Origin of the sequence: Aquibium pacificum (assembly GCF_040839445.1) — a bacterium.
GTDB lineage: Bacteria > Pseudomonadota > Alphaproteobacteria > Rhizobiales > Rhizobiaceae > Aquibium > Aquibium pacificus.
In genome coordinates this window covers 81,973-100,266 of record NZ_JBDPGJ010000002.1, presented here as the reverse complement: position 1 = coordinate 100,266, position 18,294 = coordinate 81,973, and the positions used below count along the sequence as shown (strand labels likewise).

Annotated in this window: 16 protein-coding genes; 11 read left to right on the top strand and 5 right to left on the bottom strand. The window is 65.5% G+C overall.

What is annotated here, in order from left to right:
* The first annotated feature begins 32 nt into the window (after nucleotides 1-32).
* Complete coding sequence (olsA, locus tag ABGN05_RS06755; protein WP_367953247.1) at nucleotides 33-839, top strand: lyso-ornithine lipid O-acyltransferase; 807 nt, start codon at nucleotides 33-35, stop codon at nucleotides 837-839.
* Here the strand turns inward: olsA and ABGN05_RS06750 are convergent.
* On the bottom strand, nucleotides 833-1,069 hold the full coding sequence (locus ABGN05_RS06750; RefSeq protein ID WP_367953246.1) for a hypothetical protein: 237 nt from the start codon (nucleotides 1,067-1,069) through the stop codon (nucleotides 833-835). The two genes, olsA and ABGN05_RS06750, sit on opposite strands and share 7 nt — an antisense overlap.
* Here ABGN05_RS06750 and ABGN05_RS06745 point away from each other — a divergent pair.
* From ABGN05_RS06745 to trmB, 10 genes are all read left to right on the top strand, one after another.
* Entirely contained in the window at nucleotides 1,056-2,984 is a 1,929-nt protein-coding gene (locus tag ABGN05_RS06745; protein ID WP_367953245.1) for a methyl-accepting chemotaxis protein, read from the top strand. The genes ABGN05_RS06750 and ABGN05_RS06745 overlap by 14 nt on opposite strands.
* 117 nt (nucleotides 2,985-3,101) lie before the next feature.
* Entirely contained in the window at nucleotides 3,102-4,499 is a 1,398-nt protein-coding gene (miaB, locus tag ABGN05_RS06740) for a tRNA (N6-isopentenyl adenosine(37)-C2)-methylthiotransferase MiaB (protein ID WP_367953244.1), read from the top strand.
* Nucleotides 4,500-4,577: 78 nt separating this feature from the next.
* Nucleotides 4,578-5,567 (top strand): PhoH family protein, encoded by a 990-nt coding sequence (locus ABGN05_RS06735; RefSeq protein ID WP_373695919.1) that lies wholly within the window; start codon nucleotides 4,578-4,580, stop codon nucleotides 5,565-5,567.
* A 20-nt stretch (nucleotides 5,568-5,587) separates the two neighbouring features.
* Nucleotides 5,588-6,097: an rRNA maturation RNase YbeY gene (gene ybeY, locus ABGN05_RS06730; RefSeq protein ID WP_367954329.1), complete on the top strand. Its 510-nt coding sequence runs from the start codon at nucleotides 5,588-5,590 to the stop codon at nucleotides 6,095-6,097.
* A 14-nt stretch (nucleotides 6,098-6,111) separates the two neighbouring features.
* On the top strand, nucleotides 6,112-7,167 hold the full coding sequence (locus tag ABGN05_RS06725; RefSeq protein WP_367953242.1) for a hemolysin family protein: 1,056 nt from the start codon (nucleotides 6,112-6,114) through the stop codon (nucleotides 7,165-7,167).
* Nucleotides 7,168-7,217: 50 nt separating this feature from the next.
* Nucleotides 7,218-8,120, top strand: coding sequence for an NAD-dependent epimerase/dehydratase family protein (locus ABGN05_RS06720; protein WP_367953241.1), 903 nt, complete (start codon nucleotides 7,218-7,220; stop codon nucleotides 8,118-8,120).
* A 116-nt stretch (nucleotides 8,121-8,236) separates the two neighbouring features.
* Nucleotides 8,237-9,811: an apolipoprotein N-acyltransferase gene (gene lnt, locus ABGN05_RS06715; protein ID WP_367953240.1), complete on the top strand. Its 1,575-nt coding sequence runs from the start codon at nucleotides 8,237-8,239 to the stop codon at nucleotides 9,809-9,811.
* 135 nt (nucleotides 9,812-9,946) lie between these two features.
* Nucleotides 9,947-10,360, top strand: coding sequence for a helix-turn-helix domain-containing protein (locus ABGN05_RS06710; protein ID WP_367954328.1), 414 nt, complete (start codon nucleotides 9,947-9,949; stop codon nucleotides 10,358-10,360).
* 196 nt (nucleotides 10,361-10,556) lie between these two features.
* Nucleotides 10,557-11,822 (top strand): methionine adenosyltransferase, encoded by a 1,266-nt coding sequence (metK, locus tag ABGN05_RS06705; RefSeq protein WP_367953239.1) that lies wholly within the window; start codon nucleotides 10,557-10,559, stop codon nucleotides 11,820-11,822.
* 30 nt (nucleotides 11,823-11,852) lie between these two features.
* On the top strand, nucleotides 11,853-12,551 hold the full coding sequence (trmB, locus tag ABGN05_RS06700) for a tRNA (guanine(46)-N(7))-methyltransferase TrmB (RefSeq protein WP_367953238.1): 699 nt from the start codon (nucleotides 11,853-11,855) through the stop codon (nucleotides 12,549-12,551).
* A 16-nt stretch (nucleotides 12,552-12,567) separates the two neighbouring features.
* Here the strand turns inward: trmB and ABGN05_RS06695 are convergent, their stop codons facing one another.
* The 4 genes from ABGN05_RS06695 to argH form a co-directional block, all read right to left on the bottom strand.
* Nucleotides 12,568-15,162, bottom strand: a complete 2,595-nt coding sequence (locus ABGN05_RS06695) for a TIGR02302 family protein (RefSeq protein WP_367953237.1) — start codon at nucleotides 15,160-15,162, stop codon at nucleotides 12,568-12,570.
* A 123-nt stretch (nucleotides 15,163-15,285) separates the two neighbouring features.
* Nucleotides 15,286-16,554, bottom strand: coding sequence for a diaminopimelate decarboxylase (gene lysA, locus ABGN05_RS06690; RefSeq protein ID WP_367953236.1), 1,269 nt, complete (start codon nucleotides 16,552-16,554; stop codon nucleotides 15,286-15,288).
* A gap of 38 nt (nucleotides 16,555-16,592) precedes the next feature.
* Nucleotides 16,593-16,805 carry a lipoprotein gene (locus tag ABGN05_RS06685; protein ID WP_367953235.1) on the bottom strand — a complete coding sequence of 71 codons (213 nt, stop codon included), beginning with the start codon at nucleotides 16,803-16,805 and terminating at the stop codon, nucleotides 16,593-16,595.
* 72 nt (nucleotides 16,806-16,877) lie between these two features.
* Complete coding sequence (argH, locus tag ABGN05_RS06680; RefSeq protein WP_367953234.1) at nucleotides 16,878-18,278, bottom strand: argininosuccinate lyase; 1,401 nt, start codon at nucleotides 18,276-18,278, stop codon at nucleotides 16,878-16,880.
* Between the last annotated feature and the right edge of the window lie 16 nt (nucleotides 18,279-18,294).

The window sequence follows — 18,294 nt, the reverse complement described above, 5'->3', positions numbered from 1 at the left end:
ATGGGTTCGATCCGGCGGGGATAGCTGCAGGCATGATCGGATGGACGAGGACGGGGCTGGTTCTGCTCTGCGTGACCATTGCGAGCCTGATCGGGATTCCGGTGCAGATCGTGGCGCTGCGGACCGGGATACCGCACCCCGGAACGATTCCCCGGCTCTTCCACGGCATGGCCCGGCGTCTCCTGGGAATCTCCGTTCGCGTATCCGGCCGTCCGGCCGCCGACAGGCCATTGCTGCTCGTGGCCAATCACGTTTCCTGGACTGACATCGTCGTCCTCAGTTCGCTCGCGCCGATGAGCTTCGTGGCGAAGTCCGACATGGCGGACTGGCCCGTCTTCGGCTTGTTCGCGAAGCTCCAGCGCAGCGTCTTCGTCGAGCGCAACCGGACGAGGAGTTCTCGCAAGCAGGCGAACGAACTGGGCGATCGGCTTGCCGAGGGAACGGTCATGGTGCTTTTCGCCGAAGGCACGACGTCGGACGGAAACATCGTGATGCCGTTCAAGAGCACCCTCTTCGGCGCAGCGCAGGCGGCCCTCGTGAGCGATGCCGGCAAGCGTCTCGAGATCGAGACGGTCCACATCCAGCCCGTGACCATCGCCTACACGCGGCTGCAGGGCATGCCGATGGGACGACTTCACCGCACCCATGCCGCCTGGATCGGCGAAAGCGACCTCGTTCCGCATCTCGGGGCCTTGATCCGGGAGGGCGCGATGGACGTCGAGGTACATTTCGGCGAGCCGGTCCCCTTCACGGTCCGCAGCAAGCGCAAGAACGTGGCGCTGGAGATCGAAGCAGTCGTCCGCGCGAAGATGGCAGAGATCCTGCGCAGTCCTCACTGAGCTTCCGCAAGACGGCCGGCGCGGCAAACAACAACATGACGTAACGTAATTAACTCAAATTTTAGTTGGTACACGTAGCCATTTTCGAGCGGCTTTTCTTCCGTCTCCGGTTCGCCTTTGACGATCGGGGAGAACACGGGGGTGTTTCGAGGAAAAGCCGGCAAGAACGAGGGTTTTGCGGCAGCGCGATGACCGCCGCAACGGGGACTGGGATCGATGAAGAACCTCAAGATATCCGGCAAGCTGGGATTGGGTTTCCTGGCGGTGGTGGCGATCATCGTGGCGATGAGCGCCGCGGCATTGTCGCATCTGGGAAAGATCAGCAATGCCGCCGCCGCTGCAGAGCAGTCCAAGCTGATGGCAGGCGCGGCGATGAACGCGCGGATGGCGCTGGCCCGCGTGGAGAATTCCTGGCGCGGCTACCTCCTGTCGCAGGACGACTATTATCTCGGGCGCCTCGATCATCATGAGAACACCCTTCGCCAAAGGATCGGCGAGCTGAAGCAACTGGACGCAGCCCCGGAGACGGCGGCCGAACTCGACAAGGTGACGTCGGCCCTCGATGTCTACCGGACCGAGGTCTTCGAAGAAGGCAAACGGCTGATGCGCGATCCCGCCTCCCGCTTCAAGGCCATCGAAATGGTCGGTCACGACGGGAAGGCGGACGAACTCATTGCCCCCATCGAGGATGGTATCGACCTCGTGATCGGGCAGGAGGTCGAAAAGAACGCGCTCGCTGCGCAGGCGCTGACATCGTCGGTCGACGACGCGCGCTTCGCCTTGTGGGTCGGGCTGATCGTCTCCGTGCTGATGGCCGGCGGAGTCGGCTTCCTTCTCGCGCGCATGATCGCCACCCCGATCCGCGGTCTCACCGGGACCATGGGCCGGCTGGCCGAGGGAGACCACGAGGTCGAGGTCCCCGCGACGGGCCGCCGGGACGAGATCGGCCGGATGGCGCAGGCGGTGCAGGTCTTCAAGGATGCGGCGATCGAGAAGCTGCGCCTCGAGGCGCGGTCGGTGGAGATCCGCGAGGGAGCGGAAGCCGAACGCAATCGCACCGAAGCCGAGAAGGCGCGGGAGGCTCAGGAGGATCATGTCGCGGTGACGGCGCTCGCCGCCGGCCTGGCAAGCCTCGCGAGCGGTGACCTGACCCATCGCATCGAAGCCCAGTTTTCATCCAAGACCCAGAAGCTGAAGGACGACTTCAACTCCGCCATCGCGCAGTTGCAGGCGACGATGTCCTCCGTCACCGGGGCGGTTTCGGCACTGAAGACGGGCTCGGGCGAGATCAGCCAGGCGGCCGACGACCTGTCCCGCCGCACCGAGCAGCAGGCTGCGAGCCTGGAGGAGACGGCGGCGGCTCTCGACGAGATCACCTCGACCGTCAGGCAGACCGCCGACGGCGCGCGCCAGGTCTCCAGGGTTTCGAACGAGGCCAAGGCCGGGGCGGAGAAGTCCGGCAAGGTGGTGAGGCAGGCTGTCGAGGCAATGTCGCAGATCGAGAAGTCGTCCGAACAGATCGGCCGGATCATCGGCGTCATCGACGAGATCGCCTTCCAGACGAACCTCCTCGCGCTCAATGCGGGCGTCGAGGCGGCGCGTGCCGGCGAGGCCGGCCGGGGTTTCGCGGTCGTCGCCCAGGAGGTCAGGGCGCTGGCGCAGCGCTCGGCCGAAGCCGCGAAGGAGATCAAGGCCCTGATTTCCACCTCGACCGAGCAGGTCAACGAAGGCGTCGCGCTGGTCGGCCAGACCGGCGAGGTGCTTGAACTGATCGCGAACCAGGTGACCGAGATGTCCTCCCTGGTGGAAAAGATTTCCCACTCCACGCAGGAACAGTCGACGGGGCTGGCTGAGGTCAACACCGCGGTCAACCAGATGGACCAGGTGACGCAGCAGAACGCGGCCATGGTCGAGCAGTCCACGGCGGCCAGCCATTCGCTGGCGCGCGAGGCCGAGCAGCTCGCCGAACTCGTTGCGCGCTTCAGGGTGGGAGACGGATTTTCCGCAAGTCGCGCTGCCGCCGCGGTATCCGGCCGTCGTGCGCCGGCCGCGCCGGTACCGCAACTGAAGACGGTCGGCGGTCGCGGGCAGTCCGCCGCTGCGGCGACGCAGGCCGACGATCCGGACGGCTGGGAAGAATTCTAGCGCTCGCTCGCTCGCTTGACGAAGGACGGTGATGCCGCGCCCGGAACGGGCGCGGCTTTTCGTTTCGGGAGACATTGACCCTGTCCCTCGCATTCAAAAAACGCTAATAGCGGCGCCATGAACGAAACCAACCTTTCAGGCGGGCTGGAAGCGCTCGTCCAGCAGCGTCCCGACGCGGTCAAGAGGGTCTTCGTCAAGACCTATGGCTGCCAGATGAACGTGTATGATTCCCAGCGCATGACCGATGCGCTGGCGGCGGACGGCTATGTCGCGACCGACACGCCCGACGACGCGGATCTGGTGCTGCTCAACACGTGCCACATCCGCGAGAAGGCGGCCGAGAAGGTCTATTCGGAACTCGGCCGCATCCGCCGCATCAAGGCGGAGCGTGCGAAGGCGGGGCGCGAGACGCTCATCGGCGTTGCCGGCTGCGTTGCTCAGGCCGAGGGCGAGGAGATCATGCGCCGCGCGCCCGCGGTCGACATCGTGATCGGCCCCCAGACCTACCACCGCCTGCCGGACGCGGTTCGCCGCGCCCGCGCGGGCAACCGCGTGCTCGAGACGGACTACGCGCTGGAAGACAAGTTCGAGCACCTTCCGCAGCTCCGCGAGGCATCCGTCCGCGGCCGCGGCGTCACCGCTTTCCTGACCGTGCAGGAGGGTTGCGACAAATTCTGCACCTTCTGCGTGGTGCCCTACACGCGCGGCTCCGAAGTTTCGCGCCCGGTGGCGCAGATCGTCGCCGAGGCCGAACGGCTGGCGCATGCCGGCGTGCGCGAGATCACCCTGCTCGGCCAGAACGTCAACGCCTGGCATGGCGAGGGACCGGGCGGCCGGCGATGGGGCCTGGGCGAACTGCTCTTCCGGCTTGCCGAGATACCAGGCATCGCACGTTTGCGCTACACGACCAGCCATCCGCGCGACATGGATGACGGCCTGATCGCCGCCCATCGCGACCTGGACGTGCTGATGCCCTACCTGCACCTGCCGATCCAGTCCGGGTCGGATCGCATCCTGAAGGCGATGAACCGCCGCCATACGGCCGACGACTACATGCGCCTGATCGACCGCATCCGCGCTGCCCGGCCGGACATCGCTCTGTCGGGCGACTTCATCGTCGGTTTTCCGGGGGAAACCGACGACGATTTCGAGGATACGCTGCGCATCGTCCGCAATGTCACATTCGTGCAGGCTTTCTCCTTCAAATATTCGCCGCGGCCCGGAACACCGGGGGCCGATATGGAGTCTCACGTCGATGAAGGCGTCAAGAGCGAAAGGCTCCAGCGGCTGCAGGCCCTTCTGACCGAGCAGCAAGGGGATTTCGCCGCCGGACTGGTAGGACGACTGACGAACGTGCTCATCGAGAAGCCGGGGCGCTCGCACGGCCAGTGGGTCGGGAGATCGCCTTGGCTGATGCCGGTGATTCTTGATGAAAAGCCCGGTGAAATCGGCGACATTGTCGACGTACGAATCATGCGGACGGGTGCAAACAGTCTCTTCGCCCAAGCGGTCTGACGCCGGCGAGAGTCAAACCGGGAGAAAAGGTTGAACGCGGCTACAGAACTGAAACTCAGCCCGTCCGGGGCCTCCGACATGGCCCACATCGTTCTGACCTTCGACAACAACAAGCACGCAAGCGCGCTTTACGGCCAGTTCGACGAGAACCTGGCCAGGGTGGAGCAGCAACTTGGCGTCGACATCCGCTCGAAGGGAAACCAGCTTTCTATCAAGGGAAATCCGATCGCCGCCGAGCAGACCCGGCGGGCGCTCGACTATCTCTACGAACTTGCCCAGAAGGGCGTCGAACTCACCGGGTCGGAGGTGGACGGCGCCGTCCGCATGGCGGTCGCCGCCGACGACCAGCTGACCCTCCCGACGCTCGAGAAGAAGGGCCGCATGGCAGCCGCCCAAATCGCCACGCGCAAGCGCACGATCTATGCCCGCACGCCCAACCAGGATGCCTACATGCGCGCGCTGGACCGGGCGGAGCTCGTGTTCGGCATCGGGCCGGCCGGAACGGGCAAGACCTATCTCGCCGTCGCCCACGCGGCCATGCTGCTCGAACGCGGGCTTGTCGAGCGGATCATCCTGTCGCGGCCCGCGGTAGAGGCTGGCGAGCGGCTCGGCTTCCTGCCCGGCGACATGAAGGAGAAGGTCGATCCCTATCTGCGACCGCTCTACGACGCGCTCTACGACATGATCCCGAGTGACAAGGTGGAACGGGCGCTGACCGCCGGCGTCATCGAAATCGCGCCGCTCGCCTTCATGCGCGGCCGCACGCTGGCGCATTCGGCCGTCATTCTGGACGAGGCGCAGAACACCACGGCCATGCAGATGAAGATGTTCCTGACCCGGCTGGGCGAGAATGCGCGGATGATCGTGACCGGCGATCCGACCCAGATCGACCTCCCGCCGAACACCAAGTCGGGTCTGGTCGAGGCGCTGCATGTCCTGGAAGGCGTGCCGGGGATCGTGACCGTGCGGTTCGAGGACAAGGACGTCGTGCGACATCCGCTCGTCGCCGAAATCGTGCGCGCCTACGACCGCTACGGTAGCGGTGGCCGCAACGAAGGGAGGGTTTGACTGCCCTCCTGCCCGGACCGATGAGCCCTAAGCCCCCGCCGCTCCATGTGAACATCGTCGTCTCGATCGAGGCAGGCGGATGGGGCGATCCGGGCGAACTGGAGATGCTGGTGCATCGGACGACCGAGTCCGTCCTGGTCGACCTGGATCTGTGCTCGCCTTCGCCGACGGAACTCGGCGTGACCTTTACCGACGATGCAGCCATTCGCGCTCTCAATGCCGAGTGGCGGGGGAAGGACAAGGCGACGAACGTCCTGTCGTTCCCGGCTTTCGCACAGGTTGGGGAAGGCGTGGTGCCGCCGATGCTTGGCGACATCGTGATTGCATTCGAGACCGTGGAGCGCGAAGCGACCCTGGAAGGCAAACCCTTCGATCACCATCTGACGCATCTTGTGGCGCATGGTCTTCTGCACCTTCTCGGATACGATCACGAGAACGACGAGGAGGCGGAGGAAATGGAGCGGGTCGAACGCAGGGTTCTTTCGGCACTTGCCATTCCCGATCCCTATGCAGTAACTGACGAAGGGTAACCAACCGGAAGACGATGAACGAGACCCCCCAGGCCGCAGCGGCGGGCACCGCCAGCGGCGAGGCCGACAAGTCCGCTCCCGCGGAAGAAGGCCAAAGTACAGGCACGCCGCCTCGCAGCGGCGGACCGTCGTTTCTCAGCAGATTTCTCGGATTGCTAAGGTTCCGGAATGGCTCGACGCTGAGGGAAGATCTGGCGGATGCGCTTGCCGGTGGAGAGACCGGCGTGGCGACGTTCTCGCCGGGCGAGCGTGCGATGCTGCACAACATCCTGCGCCTGCGCGAGGTTCGCGTCGAGGACGTGATGATCCCGCGTGCCGACATCGAGGCCGTCGAACTCACGATGACGCTGGGCGACCTCCTGGCGCTGTTCGAGGAATCCGGCCATTCCCGGATGCCCGTCTACGGGGAATCGCTCGACGATCCGCGCGGCATGGTGCACATCCGCGACGTGGTGGCCCACATCACCCGGACCGCCCGGGCCCGGAAAGGCCGCGCGACGAAGAAGGCGGTCGGGAAGCCCGCCGGCCTTGACCTCGCCAATGTCGACCTCGGCCGCACCATCGGCGATCTCAACCTCATGCGGCCGGTCCTCTTCGTTCCGCCGTCCATGCTCGCGTCGGATCTGATGAACCGGATGCAGGCCGGCCGGATCCAGATGGCGCTCGTCATCGACGAATATGGCGGGACCGACGGACTGGTGTCGCTCGAGGACATCGTCGAGATGGTCGTGGGCGATATCGAGGACGAGCACGACGAGGAGGAACCGCTGATCACCAAGGCCGGCGACGGAATCTTCATCGTCGATGCCAAGGCCGAGATCGACGACGTCGCCAAGGTCATCGGCAGCGAGTTCACCGCCGGCGAGCACGGCGAGTATGTCGACACGATCGGCGGCATCATCTTCAACGCCCTCGGCCGCGTCCCGGCGCGCGGCGAGGTGGTGCAGGCGATCCCCGGCTTCGAGTTCCACGTGCTCGACGCCGATCCGAGGCGCATCAAGCGCGTGCGGATCGTCCAGGGCCGCGTGCCGGTCCGGCGCGGACGGGCAACGAAGGACAAGGCGGCCTGACCGGGAGACGGTCTCCTCCGCGATCAGGCGAGCAAACGGGAGATGAGATCATGGCCAGGCGTTTGCGCGTTCTGTTTACCGGCGGCAGCGGCAAGGCGGGACGCCATGTCGTGCCATACCTCGCGGAGCGCGGACACAGGGTCGTCAACGTCGACCTGACGCCGCTCGACCATCCGGGCGTCGACAATCTCACGGCCGACATCACCGATTCGGGGCAGATGTTCAACGTCATGTCCTCTTACGCCAATTTCGATGAACTGGAGCCCGGAAACGGGGTTCCGGCCTTCGACGCGGTCGTTCATTTCGCTGCCATCCCGCGCATCTTGATCAAGCCCGACAACGAGACCTTCCGCGTCAACGTCATCGGTACCTACAGCGTGATCGAGGCGGCGGTGAAGCTCGGCATCCGCAAGATCGTCATCGCTTCCTCCGAGACGACCTACGGCATCTGCTTCGCGGATGGCCGGGAGGATCCGAAGCAACTGCCGCTCGACGAGGATTACGACGTCGATCCGATGGATAGTTACGGGCTGTCGAAGGTCGTGAATGAGAGGACCGCACGGGCCTTCCAGCGCCGCTCCAGCAGCGACATCTACGCCCTTCGCATCGGCAACGTGGTGGAGCCGCACGAGTACCGGGACCTGTTTCCGCGCTACTTCGCCAACCCCGAAATGCGCCGCCGCAACGCCTTCTGCTACATCGACGCGCGCGATCTCGGCCAGATCGTCGATCTCTGCCTCGAAAAGGACGGGCTCGGCTTCCAGATCTTCAATGCCGGCAACGACACCAACGGCATGAACATCCCGACCGCCGATCTCCTGCGCCGCTTCTTCCCCGGCGTACCCGTCACGCGTGATCTGGGCGAGAACGAAGCGCTGTTTTCCAACCGCAAGATTCGCGAGATGTTGGGCTTTTCCGAGCGCCACGACTGGCGCAAGTACGTCCAGGGCTGAAGCCCCGTCGCGAACGCCGCTGCGGATGGGCCACTGTCCTGCCGCAAGCTATGTTTGGCAAGGTCGAACGGCCGCTGCTACACCAGTTCCCGCGTGATTCGCGACTGAAGGGCCGAATGGAAAACCTCGCCGCCAGGATCATTCTGTTGTGGGGTTGGCGGCGGTCGTTGCTGGCACTGCTTGCCGGCGCCTTCGGAGTGCTCGCCCAGGCGCCGATCGATTTCTTTCCCGCCGGCTTCGTCTCCTTCACCATCCTGGTCTGGCTGCTCGACGGGGCCACCGCCGATGACCGCGACACCTTCTGGCGCCGGCAACGCGTGAACTTCGCGATCGGATGGTGGTTCGGCTTCGGCTACTTCGTGGCCGGCCTGTGGTGGGTCGGACAGGCCCTTCTCGTCGACGCCGACGAATTCGCCTGGGCGCTGCCGCTGGCGGTCCTGGGACTGCCCGCCGGTCTGGCGATCTTCTACGGGCTTGCGACGACCGTGGCGCGGCTCTGCTGGTCGAACGGCATCGGGCGGATCGCCGCGCTCGCCTTCGCTTTTGGCGTCGCCGAATGGCTGCGTGCCACCGCACTCACCGGTTTCCCGTGGAACGCGATCGGCTACGCGGCGATGCCGCTTCCCCTGCTCATGCAGTCCGTCTCCGTGACCGGCATGTACGGCATGAACGCGCTGGCCGTCTTCGTCTTCGCTCTCCCCGCGCTCCTGGTATCCGGCCGGCAGCGCTGGGTCGGGCTGGTGGCCGGTCTGGTCCTGGCCGCCGCGCATGTCGGCTTCGGCTACTATGCACTCGGTAGGACCGTCCCGGCCGGAAAATCCCTGTCCGTCAGGATCGTGCAGCCTTCCATTCCGCAGGGCGGCAAGTGGGATCCCGAATACCGCGACAACATCCTGGCCACCTTGCTGGAACTTTCGGCGAGGCCGCCGGAGGAAGGGAGACCGCGTCCCGAACTGATCGTGTGGCCGGAAACCGCGCTCCCCTTTCTCTTCACCGACCGGCCCGACGCGCTCGGCGCGATCGGCGAGATGCTCCAGGACGGCCAGAAACTCTTTCTGGGAGCGGTGCGTTCGGAGGGCGCCGGCGCGGCGGTTCGCTACTACAATTCGGTCATCGCCATCGACGACACGGGCGAGATCGTCGACGCGGTGGACAAGGTCCATCTCGTCCCCTTCGGCGAGTACCTTCCGTTCCAGGTTGTGTTCGATCGGCTTGGATTGCGTGCCGTCGCCGACAATGTCGGAGGGTTCTCGGCAGGCACGGAGCGTCGGCCGATCAAGGTCACCGACACCGTCAGCGCCCTTCCCTTCATATGTTACGAAGTGATATTTCCCGGAGAAGTAGTGGCCAACAGTGCTGAACTGATCGTCAACCTGACGAACGACGCGTGGTTCGGCGATACGCCCGGCCCATATCAGCATTTCCGGCAGGCCCAGATCCGCGCGGTGGAAACGGGCAAACCGATGGTACGCGCCGCCAACAACGGAATCTCGGGGGTAATCGACAGTCAGGGAAGGATCGTCGACGCCTTTGCGCAGGACGCTGTGGGGGCGCTGGACGTGGTTGTTCGACTCCCGACGAATTCTATTAGAATTTTAGAGATACCGCATCTTAATGGCATCTTTATATTATTGTTCTTTGCAATCGTCGCGTGTGGTACGAATTCGATCGCGAGGATACGCTCAGGCTGAGATAGCAGAAGTCGCGAATCCCCGCCTGGAGTCGTGGAAGAACGCTTCTCCCTGTCGTCGCGATATTGGGGCCGCGGCAACGGGCGAACTGCATTGGAGCAGATAACCACAACTCGTGCACAACGGCGAGGAACTATGCCAGAGAATAAAAAGAAGCCGAATCCGGTCGACATTCATGTCGGCGGCCGGATCCGACTGCGACGCAACATGCTTGGGATGAGCCAAGAGAAGCTCGGTGAAAACCTTGGTATCACGTTTCAGCAAATACAGAAATACGAAAAAGGCACAAATCGCGTCGGGGCCAGCAGGCTTCAGGCAATAGCGACTATTCTGGGGGTGCCGGTCTCGTTCTTCTTCGAGGACGCACCGGACGTTCCCGACCATACGAGCGCCGGTTTCCGCGAGGACAATTCGACGAGCTACGTCGTCGATTTCCTGAACAGCGCGGAGGGGCTTCAACTCAATCGGGCATTCGTGAAAATCTCCGATCCGAAGGTTCGCCGCAAGCTCGTCGATCTCGTCAAGGCGCTGGGCGACGAGGAGGCCTGATCCGCGGCGAGACGGGCGAGATCTCGCCGGCTGCCGTCCGGGTTGGTCGGCTTTCGTCGGGGTCTCGGCGCGTTGCGGAGCTCGCGGCGCGGCGATACGGGGGCCTGCGCGCTTGACGCATGGCGGCGGGCTCCGCTAACAGACGCGCGCGCGAAGCGGCATCGGGCCGTTTCGCGCTTTTCTCGAGGGGACACCCGTGGCGCGCCAGAACTACCTCTTCACCAGCGAATCCGTTTCCGAAGGCCACCCCGACAAGGTCTGCGACCGCATCTCCGACGAGATCGTCGATCTGGTCTACCGCGAGGCGAAGAAGGCCGGCATGGACCCCTGGGACGTGCGGGTCGCCTGCGAGACGCTGGCCACCACCAACCGGGTGGTGATCGCCGGCGAGGTGCGCGTGCCGAAGTCGCTGCTCAAGCAGGACAAGGACGGCAAGGTGCTCGAGGACGCCAAGGAATTCCCCATCATCAACCCGTCGAAGTTCAAGTCGGCGGCGCGCAAGGCCATCCGCGCCATCGGCTACGAGCAGGACGGTTTCCACTGGAAGAAGGCGCGCATCGACGTTCTGCTGCACGGCCAGTCGGCCGACATCGCGCAGGGGGTCGACAGCGCGTCGGACCGGCAGGGCGAGGAAGGGGCGGGCGACCAGGGCATCATGTTCGGCTATGCCTGCCGCGAGACGCCGGACCTGATGCCGGCGCCGATCTACTACAGCCACAAGATCCTGGAGCTTCTGGCCGCCGCGCGCCACAAGGGCGAGGGCGAGGCGGCCCGGCTCGGGCCCGACGCCAAGAGCCAGGTGACGGTGCGCTACGTCGACGGCAAGCCGGCCGAGGTGACGCAGATCGTGCTGTCGACGCAGCACCTGGACGCGAGCTGGGATTCGAAGAAGGTGCGCCAGGTGGTCGAGCCCTACATCCGCGAGGCGCTGGGCGACCTGCCGATTGCCAAGGACTGCAACTGGTACGTCAACCCGACCGGCAAGTTCGTCATCGGCGGGCCTGACGGCGACGCGGGCCTGACGGGCAGGAAGATCATCGTCGACACCTATGGCGGGGCTGCCCCGCATGGCGGCGGCGCGTTTTCGGGCAAGGACACGACCAAGGTCGACCGCTCGGCGGCCTACGCGGCGCGCTATCTGGCCAAGAACGTGGTGGCGGCAAAACTCGCCGAGCGCTGCACCATCCAGCTCTCCTACGCCATCGGCGTGGCCCAGCCGCTGTCGGTCTATGTCGACCTGCACGGCACGGGCACGGTGGAGGAGGCGGCGGTGGAAGAGGCGCTGCGCAAGGTGATGGACCTGTCGCCGTCCGGCATCCGCCGCCATCTCGACCTCAACCGCCCGATCTACGCCCGCACAGCCGCCTATGGCCATTTCGGCCGCAAGCCCGGCCGCGACGGCGCCTTCTCCTGGGAAAAGACCGACCTCGTCAAGGCCATCAAGGACGCCGTCGCCGGCTGACAAGGACGGCCGCGTCGAGCGGACGGGAAAATGCCCGACAACGAGGGATCGCGCGCCGCGGGGGCGTTCTTCGGCCGCAGGCACGGCAAGCCTCTGCGGCCGCGCCAGGCGTCGGCCATGGAGGAGGTGCTGCCAACCCTCTCGCTCGACCTGGACCGCCCCGCACCTGCCAGGCTGGCCAATCTCTTCGACGTACCCGTCGACGCGGTGCGTCTCGAAATCGGCTTCGGCGGCGGCGAGCATCTCCTTCACGAGAGCGGACGGTTTCCGGAAACCGGCTTCATCGGCGTCGAGCCGTTCATCGGAGGCATGGCGAAATTCGTCCTCTCCGCAAGCGAGGCGGGGAGGAAAAACGTCCGCCTCTACGACGACGATGCCAACCGGCTCCTGGACTGGCTGCCCGAGGCGGGATTGGCGGGCATCGATCTCTTTTACCCGGACCCGTGGCCGAAGAAGCGCCACTGGAAGCGGCGGTTCGTCAACGACGAAAATCTGGAGCGTTTCGCCCGCGTCATGCGGCCCGGCGCGCGCTTCCGTTTCGCATCCGACATCGCGCACTACGTCAACTGGACGCTCATGCATATCGGGAGGCATCCCGAATTCGAATGGGTCGCCGCTTCGGCTGACGACTGGCGCCAGCCCTATGAAGGCTGGCCCGGGACCCGCTACGAAGCCAAAGCAAAGCGGGAAGGCCGCACGCCCGCCTACCTGACCTTCGTCAGGCGGTGATACCCGCAATGCAAGCTCAGCGCATCTCCAGCAGCCGTTCGAGATAGTCCTTTTCGAGTTCCGGGCTGAGCGCGTTTCCTAACCGCTCCCGGATCGCTTCCAGGATCCTCCTCGCCCGCTGCACGTCGATCTCGTCGGGCACCTTGACCGTCTCGCCGAAGTCGGGACCGGTCGTCGCCCGTGGCCGGCCCAGCGGATCGCGGTCCGAACTCTGCTGGCGCCCGCCTTCGCCCGATCCGCCCTGCTCACCCTGCATGGCCTGCTGCATCTGCTGCATCATATCCTGAGCGCCGCGCCGGAGCGCTTCGAGCGCGCGGCCCTGTTCGCCGACGGCGCGTTCTCCCTGTCCTTCACCGAGCGCGTCGCCGGCCTCTCCCATGGCGTCGCCGGCTTCACCGAAGCCCTCGCCCGGCTGGATGCCCATGCCCTGCAGGTCTTCCATCAGCTGGCCGAGCTCGCCCTGCAGCTGTCCCTGGCCTTCCTGCAGCTGGCGCAAGGCTTCCGCCAGCTCTTCCGGCGACATTCCCTGCCCTTGCCCGGGGCCCTCGCCTGGCTGCTGGCCATCCTGCTGTCCGGGATCCTCGCCCTGCGGTCCTCGCTGCTCGCTGCGGTTCTGGCCGCGCTGGCGCTGGCCGCGCTGCATCTGTTCGAGCCGGTGCGTCTCGTTCATCATCTCCTGCTGCCGACGCATGATGTCGCCGAGCTTGTCCATCTGCTGGCGCATCTCGCCCTGCTGGCCACCTTGCTGCTGTTGCTGCTGGCGGCCCGCCTGTAGGTTGTTCATCATGTTCTGGAGCTGCGAGAGCAGTTCCTGCGCCTGGTCGCGGGCGCCGGATTTCGCCAGTTCCTCGATCTGGTCCATCATCCTCTCGAGATCGCTCTGCCGAAGCTCCTGCCCGTTCTGCGGCATCTGCTGCGCGGACATGTTCGGGTCGCGCGCCGCCCGCTCGGCGAATTCGCGCAGGAACTCCTGCATCGCCTCGCGCAACTCGGCCATGAGCTGCTCGATCTCCTCGTCCGACGCGCCATTCTCCAGCGCGTTCTTGAGCGCCTCCTGAGCGGCGCGGAGGCGCTTTTCGGCGGCCGAGAGGTCGCCGTCCTCAATGCCGAGTGCGATTTCCCAGAGATAATCCACCACCTCACGCAGTTGGTCGTCATTGTAGGCGCCGGCGAGGCGGCTGCGAGCGCTGCGGATGGCGAGGTAGTGGGACATGTTGTCGAACGTGTCCTCGGGACGCAGCGTGATCGCGTCCATGAGATCGAGCACCCGCGGCCTGCGATTGGCGTCGAGCGCCAGGATCCGGCGCTGCTCGATCAGCGCGCGTGCGAGCGGATTGGAAAACGGCCGTTCCGGCAGCTTCAACTGCTTGCCTTCGCTGAACGATTCCTGTCCGGCGTCGTCCGTCGCCGAGAGGGTCAGCGTCACGTCGACGCCCGCCCACGGGTGTTCGGTGAGATCGCGCGACGTCTTGGCCGCCGTGTCCCGGCCGCCGCGGCGCGGAAGCGAGAGCGGCATTTCCGGCGCTTCGTAGAGAGGATGCGCCTCGGCGGCGACATCGTCGCGGGGATCGATGATCGCGCGCGCTGAAGCTGCGCCGTAATCGTCCTCGATGGTGTAGGCGAGTTCGAGCGTCCCGTTCAGCGCCCGCTTCGGCTCCGCGGCGAAGGCGATGACCGGAGGGGTGTCGGGAATGACGGAGAAACTCCACGACCGGATGGCCTCCTCGCCCTCCTTGAGCGTGAGCGAGCCATCCCGCGTCAGCTTGAAGGCGAATTGCCGGGTTGCCGTGTTTCGGCGCGGTTCAGCCGTCGCGCCCGCCACGGCACCGTCGGTGGGTTCGACCAGCTCTTCGACGCCGCCGGCATCGCCGAAGGCAAGCAGTTCAGCACCGCTGCCCCCGGTCACCCGGAGGGCGATCTCGCTATCTTGCGGCACGACGAACAGCGGCTGGTCGCGATTGGCTTCCGCGGTCATGAAGACCGGCGGCTTGCCCGTATAGGCCGGCGGCGTCACCCAGGCATCGATGCGTACTGGCAGCACTTCGGCCGAACCATGGGCGCGGAAGGCATCGCCCAGTCGCCCACCCAGCGGTCCGCCGGAAAAGGCGAAGGCAACGACGAGCAGCAGACCGACGAGCGCCCGCAATGCCCAGGGATCGCGTTCGGGGATACGCGGGCGCGGCATGTCCCCGGACAGGCGGTCCAGTTTCTCGGCCATGCGGCGCTGATGCTCGCGCCACAGTGCGTCGGAGAAATCGTCGGCCGGCCCCACGAGGTGGTCCGTCTGCGCCGAGACCGGCGCATGCTCCAGCCTGTTTGCCCGCTCGATGCGGCGGTCGATGGCCCGGGCGGCAGGCATTCGGAAGTACCGCAGCGGATAGAGCGCCGCCAAAGCGGCGACGGCAAAGAGTACCAGCAATCCGATGCGCACGGCTTCGGGAACGACCCGGAACAGTCCGAGCCAGGAGACGGAGACGAACAGGGCGCCGGTCAGGAGAAGCGGCAGCAGGAGCGGCCAGAGGCGTTCGAAGGCGATGGCGAAGCGCGTCGCAAACCGTGTCTGCGCCAGTCGTGCAATCCCTTGGCGGCCGACGGCTCCGGATTTCGCCATGTCAGTTCCGATTCCTCGTGGGCGGACGTTTCGTTGGTCGCGACTCGGGAGAATAGCGGAAAACCGGGCGAAGACGAGGCGGACAAACAAAACGTGATCGGCCGCCCGCGCGGGATGCGGAGCCTAGCCGAGCCAGTCGGGAACGGAATCCATTCCGATCAGGTCTTCATAAGTCGGACGCGGCCGTACCACGTGGAAACGGTCACCGCTGACGAGCACTTCGGGCACCAGCAGACGGGTGTTGTAGGTGCCGGACTGGACGGCGCCATAGGCGCCCGCGGTCCCGACGTAGAGCAGGTCGCCGGACGAAAGCAGCGGCAGTTCGCGGTCGTGGCCGAGATAGTCGCCCGTCTCGCAGACCGGACCCACGATGTCGGCGGTCATGCGCGGCCCGCGTTCGGCACCGATCCTGACCGGCTTGATCTCGTGGAAAGCGTCGTAGAGCGTCGGGCGGATCAGGTCGTTCATGGCCGCGTCCACGATCACGAAGTTCTTGGCGTCACCTTCCTTGAGATAGATCACCGAGGTCACCAGGATCCCGGCATTCCCGACGAGCAGCCGACCGGGTTCGAAGATCACCTTCAGGTCGAGCTTCGAGACGTGCTTGCGAGCGATTTCCCCATAGGCTTCGGGGGAAGGGGGCGGGTTGTTGTCCGTCCGATAGGGAATGCCGAGCCCGCCGCCGAGATCGACATGCCCGATGGCGTGGCCGTCCGCGCGCAGCGTTTCGGTCAGTTCGGTCAACAGCAGGAAGGCGTCGTCGAAGGGTTGCAGGTCGGTGATCTGGCTGCCGATATGCATGTCGATGCCGATCGCGCGCAGCCCTGGCAGTTCCGCCGCGCGTCGATAGACCGCCCGCCCCCGCTGCCACGGGATTCCGAACTTGTTCTCGGCCTTTCCGGTCGAGATCTTGCGGTGCGTGCGCGCATCCACGTCCGGGTTGATGCGCAGCGAGATGCCGGTTTCCCGGCCGGTCGCCACGCATCTGGCCGACAGCAGTTCGAGTTCCGGCTCGGACTCCACGTTGAAACAGTGAATCCCCGCCGAAAGGCCGAAATCCATCTCCGAAGCGGTCTTTCCGACACCCGAAAACACAATCTTCTCGGGCGGAATGCCCGCTGCGAGCGCCCGGCGCAGTTCTCCTTCCGACACGACGTCCGCTCCGGCGCCCTCGGCCGCCAGCGTCTTCAGGATCGCCTGGTTGGAGTTGGCCTTCATCGCGTAGCAGACCAGCGCGTCCATGTCGGCGAAGGCCGCCGCGAAGACGCGGTAGTGCCGGACGAGCGTGGCGGTGGAATAGCAGTAGAACGGTGTCCCGACCGCCGCGGCGATGTCGGCAACCGGCACATCCTCCGCGTGGAGGACGCCGTCGCGGAATTCGAAGTGGTTCACGTCAGTTCACCGGCATGGAAGCGATCGATGTCCGGCCGTCAGTCGATGAGCGGATCGAGCAGGAAGCGGCGGTCCTTCTCGGGCGGCGCCGGCTCCGGAGGGAGAGCCTCGCCCGCCTCCTGTGCTTCGCGCCGTTCCTGGACTGCCGCCTCGTAGGGGGTGATCGGCGGGGTGCGTCGTCCGCAGCCGGCCAGCAGGGAGAGACCGACGGCGCAAAGGACCAGCATCGGCGCAATCTTGCGGAAGGACATGATCACCCTCTTCGTTACCGGGACGTCTTTACCGGAGTTTTTGCGCCTGTGCACCCGTTTTGGACGAAGCCGTCAGGCTTTGGCCAGGCGCTTTCTCCAGTGGCGTATCTGCCTGCGGACCTGCGACGGCGCGGTCCCGCCGAACGAGGTGCGGCTGCGGACGGAATTGCGCACCGAAAGCACCGAATAGACGTCGTCCGTGATGCCTGGGTGGAGCGTCTTCAGCTCCTCGACCGACAGCTTCTCCAGCCCCGTCTTCTTCGCCTCGGCCATGGCCACGGCCCGCCCGGTGACGTGATGTGCCTCGCGGAAGGGGAGGCCGAGCACCCGCACGAGCCAGTCCGCCAGGTCGGTGGCGGTGGAGTAGCCGGCGCCGGCCGCCCGTTTCATGGCATCGGCGTTGACGGTCATGTCGGAGACCATGCCGGTCATGGCCGCGATCATGAGGTCGAGCGCCTCGGCGGCGTCGAAGACGGCTTCCTTGTCCTCCTGCATGTCCTTCGAATAGGCGAGCGGCAGCCCCTTCATCACCGTGAGGAGGCCGACGAGATGGCCGTTTACCCGCCCCGTCTTGGCACGCACCAGTTCGGCGGCGTCCGGATTCTTCTTCTGCGGCATGATCGACGAGCCGGTGGAGAAGGAGTCCGACAGGCGCACGAAGGAAAACTGCGGCGTCGACCAGATGACGATCTCCTCGGCAAGCCGGGAGAGGTGCGTCGCGCAGATCGAGGCGATCGAGAGGAACTCGAGCGCGAAGTCGCGGTCCGAGACGCTGTCGATGGAATTGCGCGTCGGCTCGCGGAAGCCGAGCGCCCTTGCGGTCATGGACCTGTCGATCGGAAAGCCGGTTCCGGCAAGCGCGGCGGCGCCGAGCGGGCTCTCGTCGAGCCGCTCGACAGCGTCGCGCACCCGCGACAGGTCGCGCGCGAACATCTCGACATAGGCCATGCAGTGATGGCCGAACGTCACCGGCTGGGCGCTCTGCAGATGCGTGAAGCCCGGCATCACGGTTGCCGCATGCTCTTCCGCGCGGTCGAGGAAGGCGGCAATCAACCGCTTCAGCGCCTCGGCGGTGCTCAGGAGCTCTTCCTTGACCCAGAGCCGGAAATCCACGGCCACCTGGTCGTTTCGCGACCGCGCCGTGTGCAGCCGGCCCGCCGCGGGGCCGATCAGTTCAGCCAGCCGCGCCTCGACATTCATGTGGATGTCTTCCAGCCGGGCCGAGAAAGTGAACGTCCCCGCTTCGATCTCTCGCAGGATCGTGTTCAGGCCGTGAGCGATGCGGCTTTGATCCTCCGCCGAAATTATGCCTTTCTCGGCCAGCATCTCGCTATGCGCGATCGAACCGCGGATATCCTGCGAATAGAGCTTCCTGTCGAAGCCGATCGAGGCGTTGATCGCTTCCATGACCGCCGCCGGACCCGAGGCAAATCGTCCGCCCCACATCTGGTTGCTGGTCTTATCGTCGCTCATGGTGATAACCGGGCCC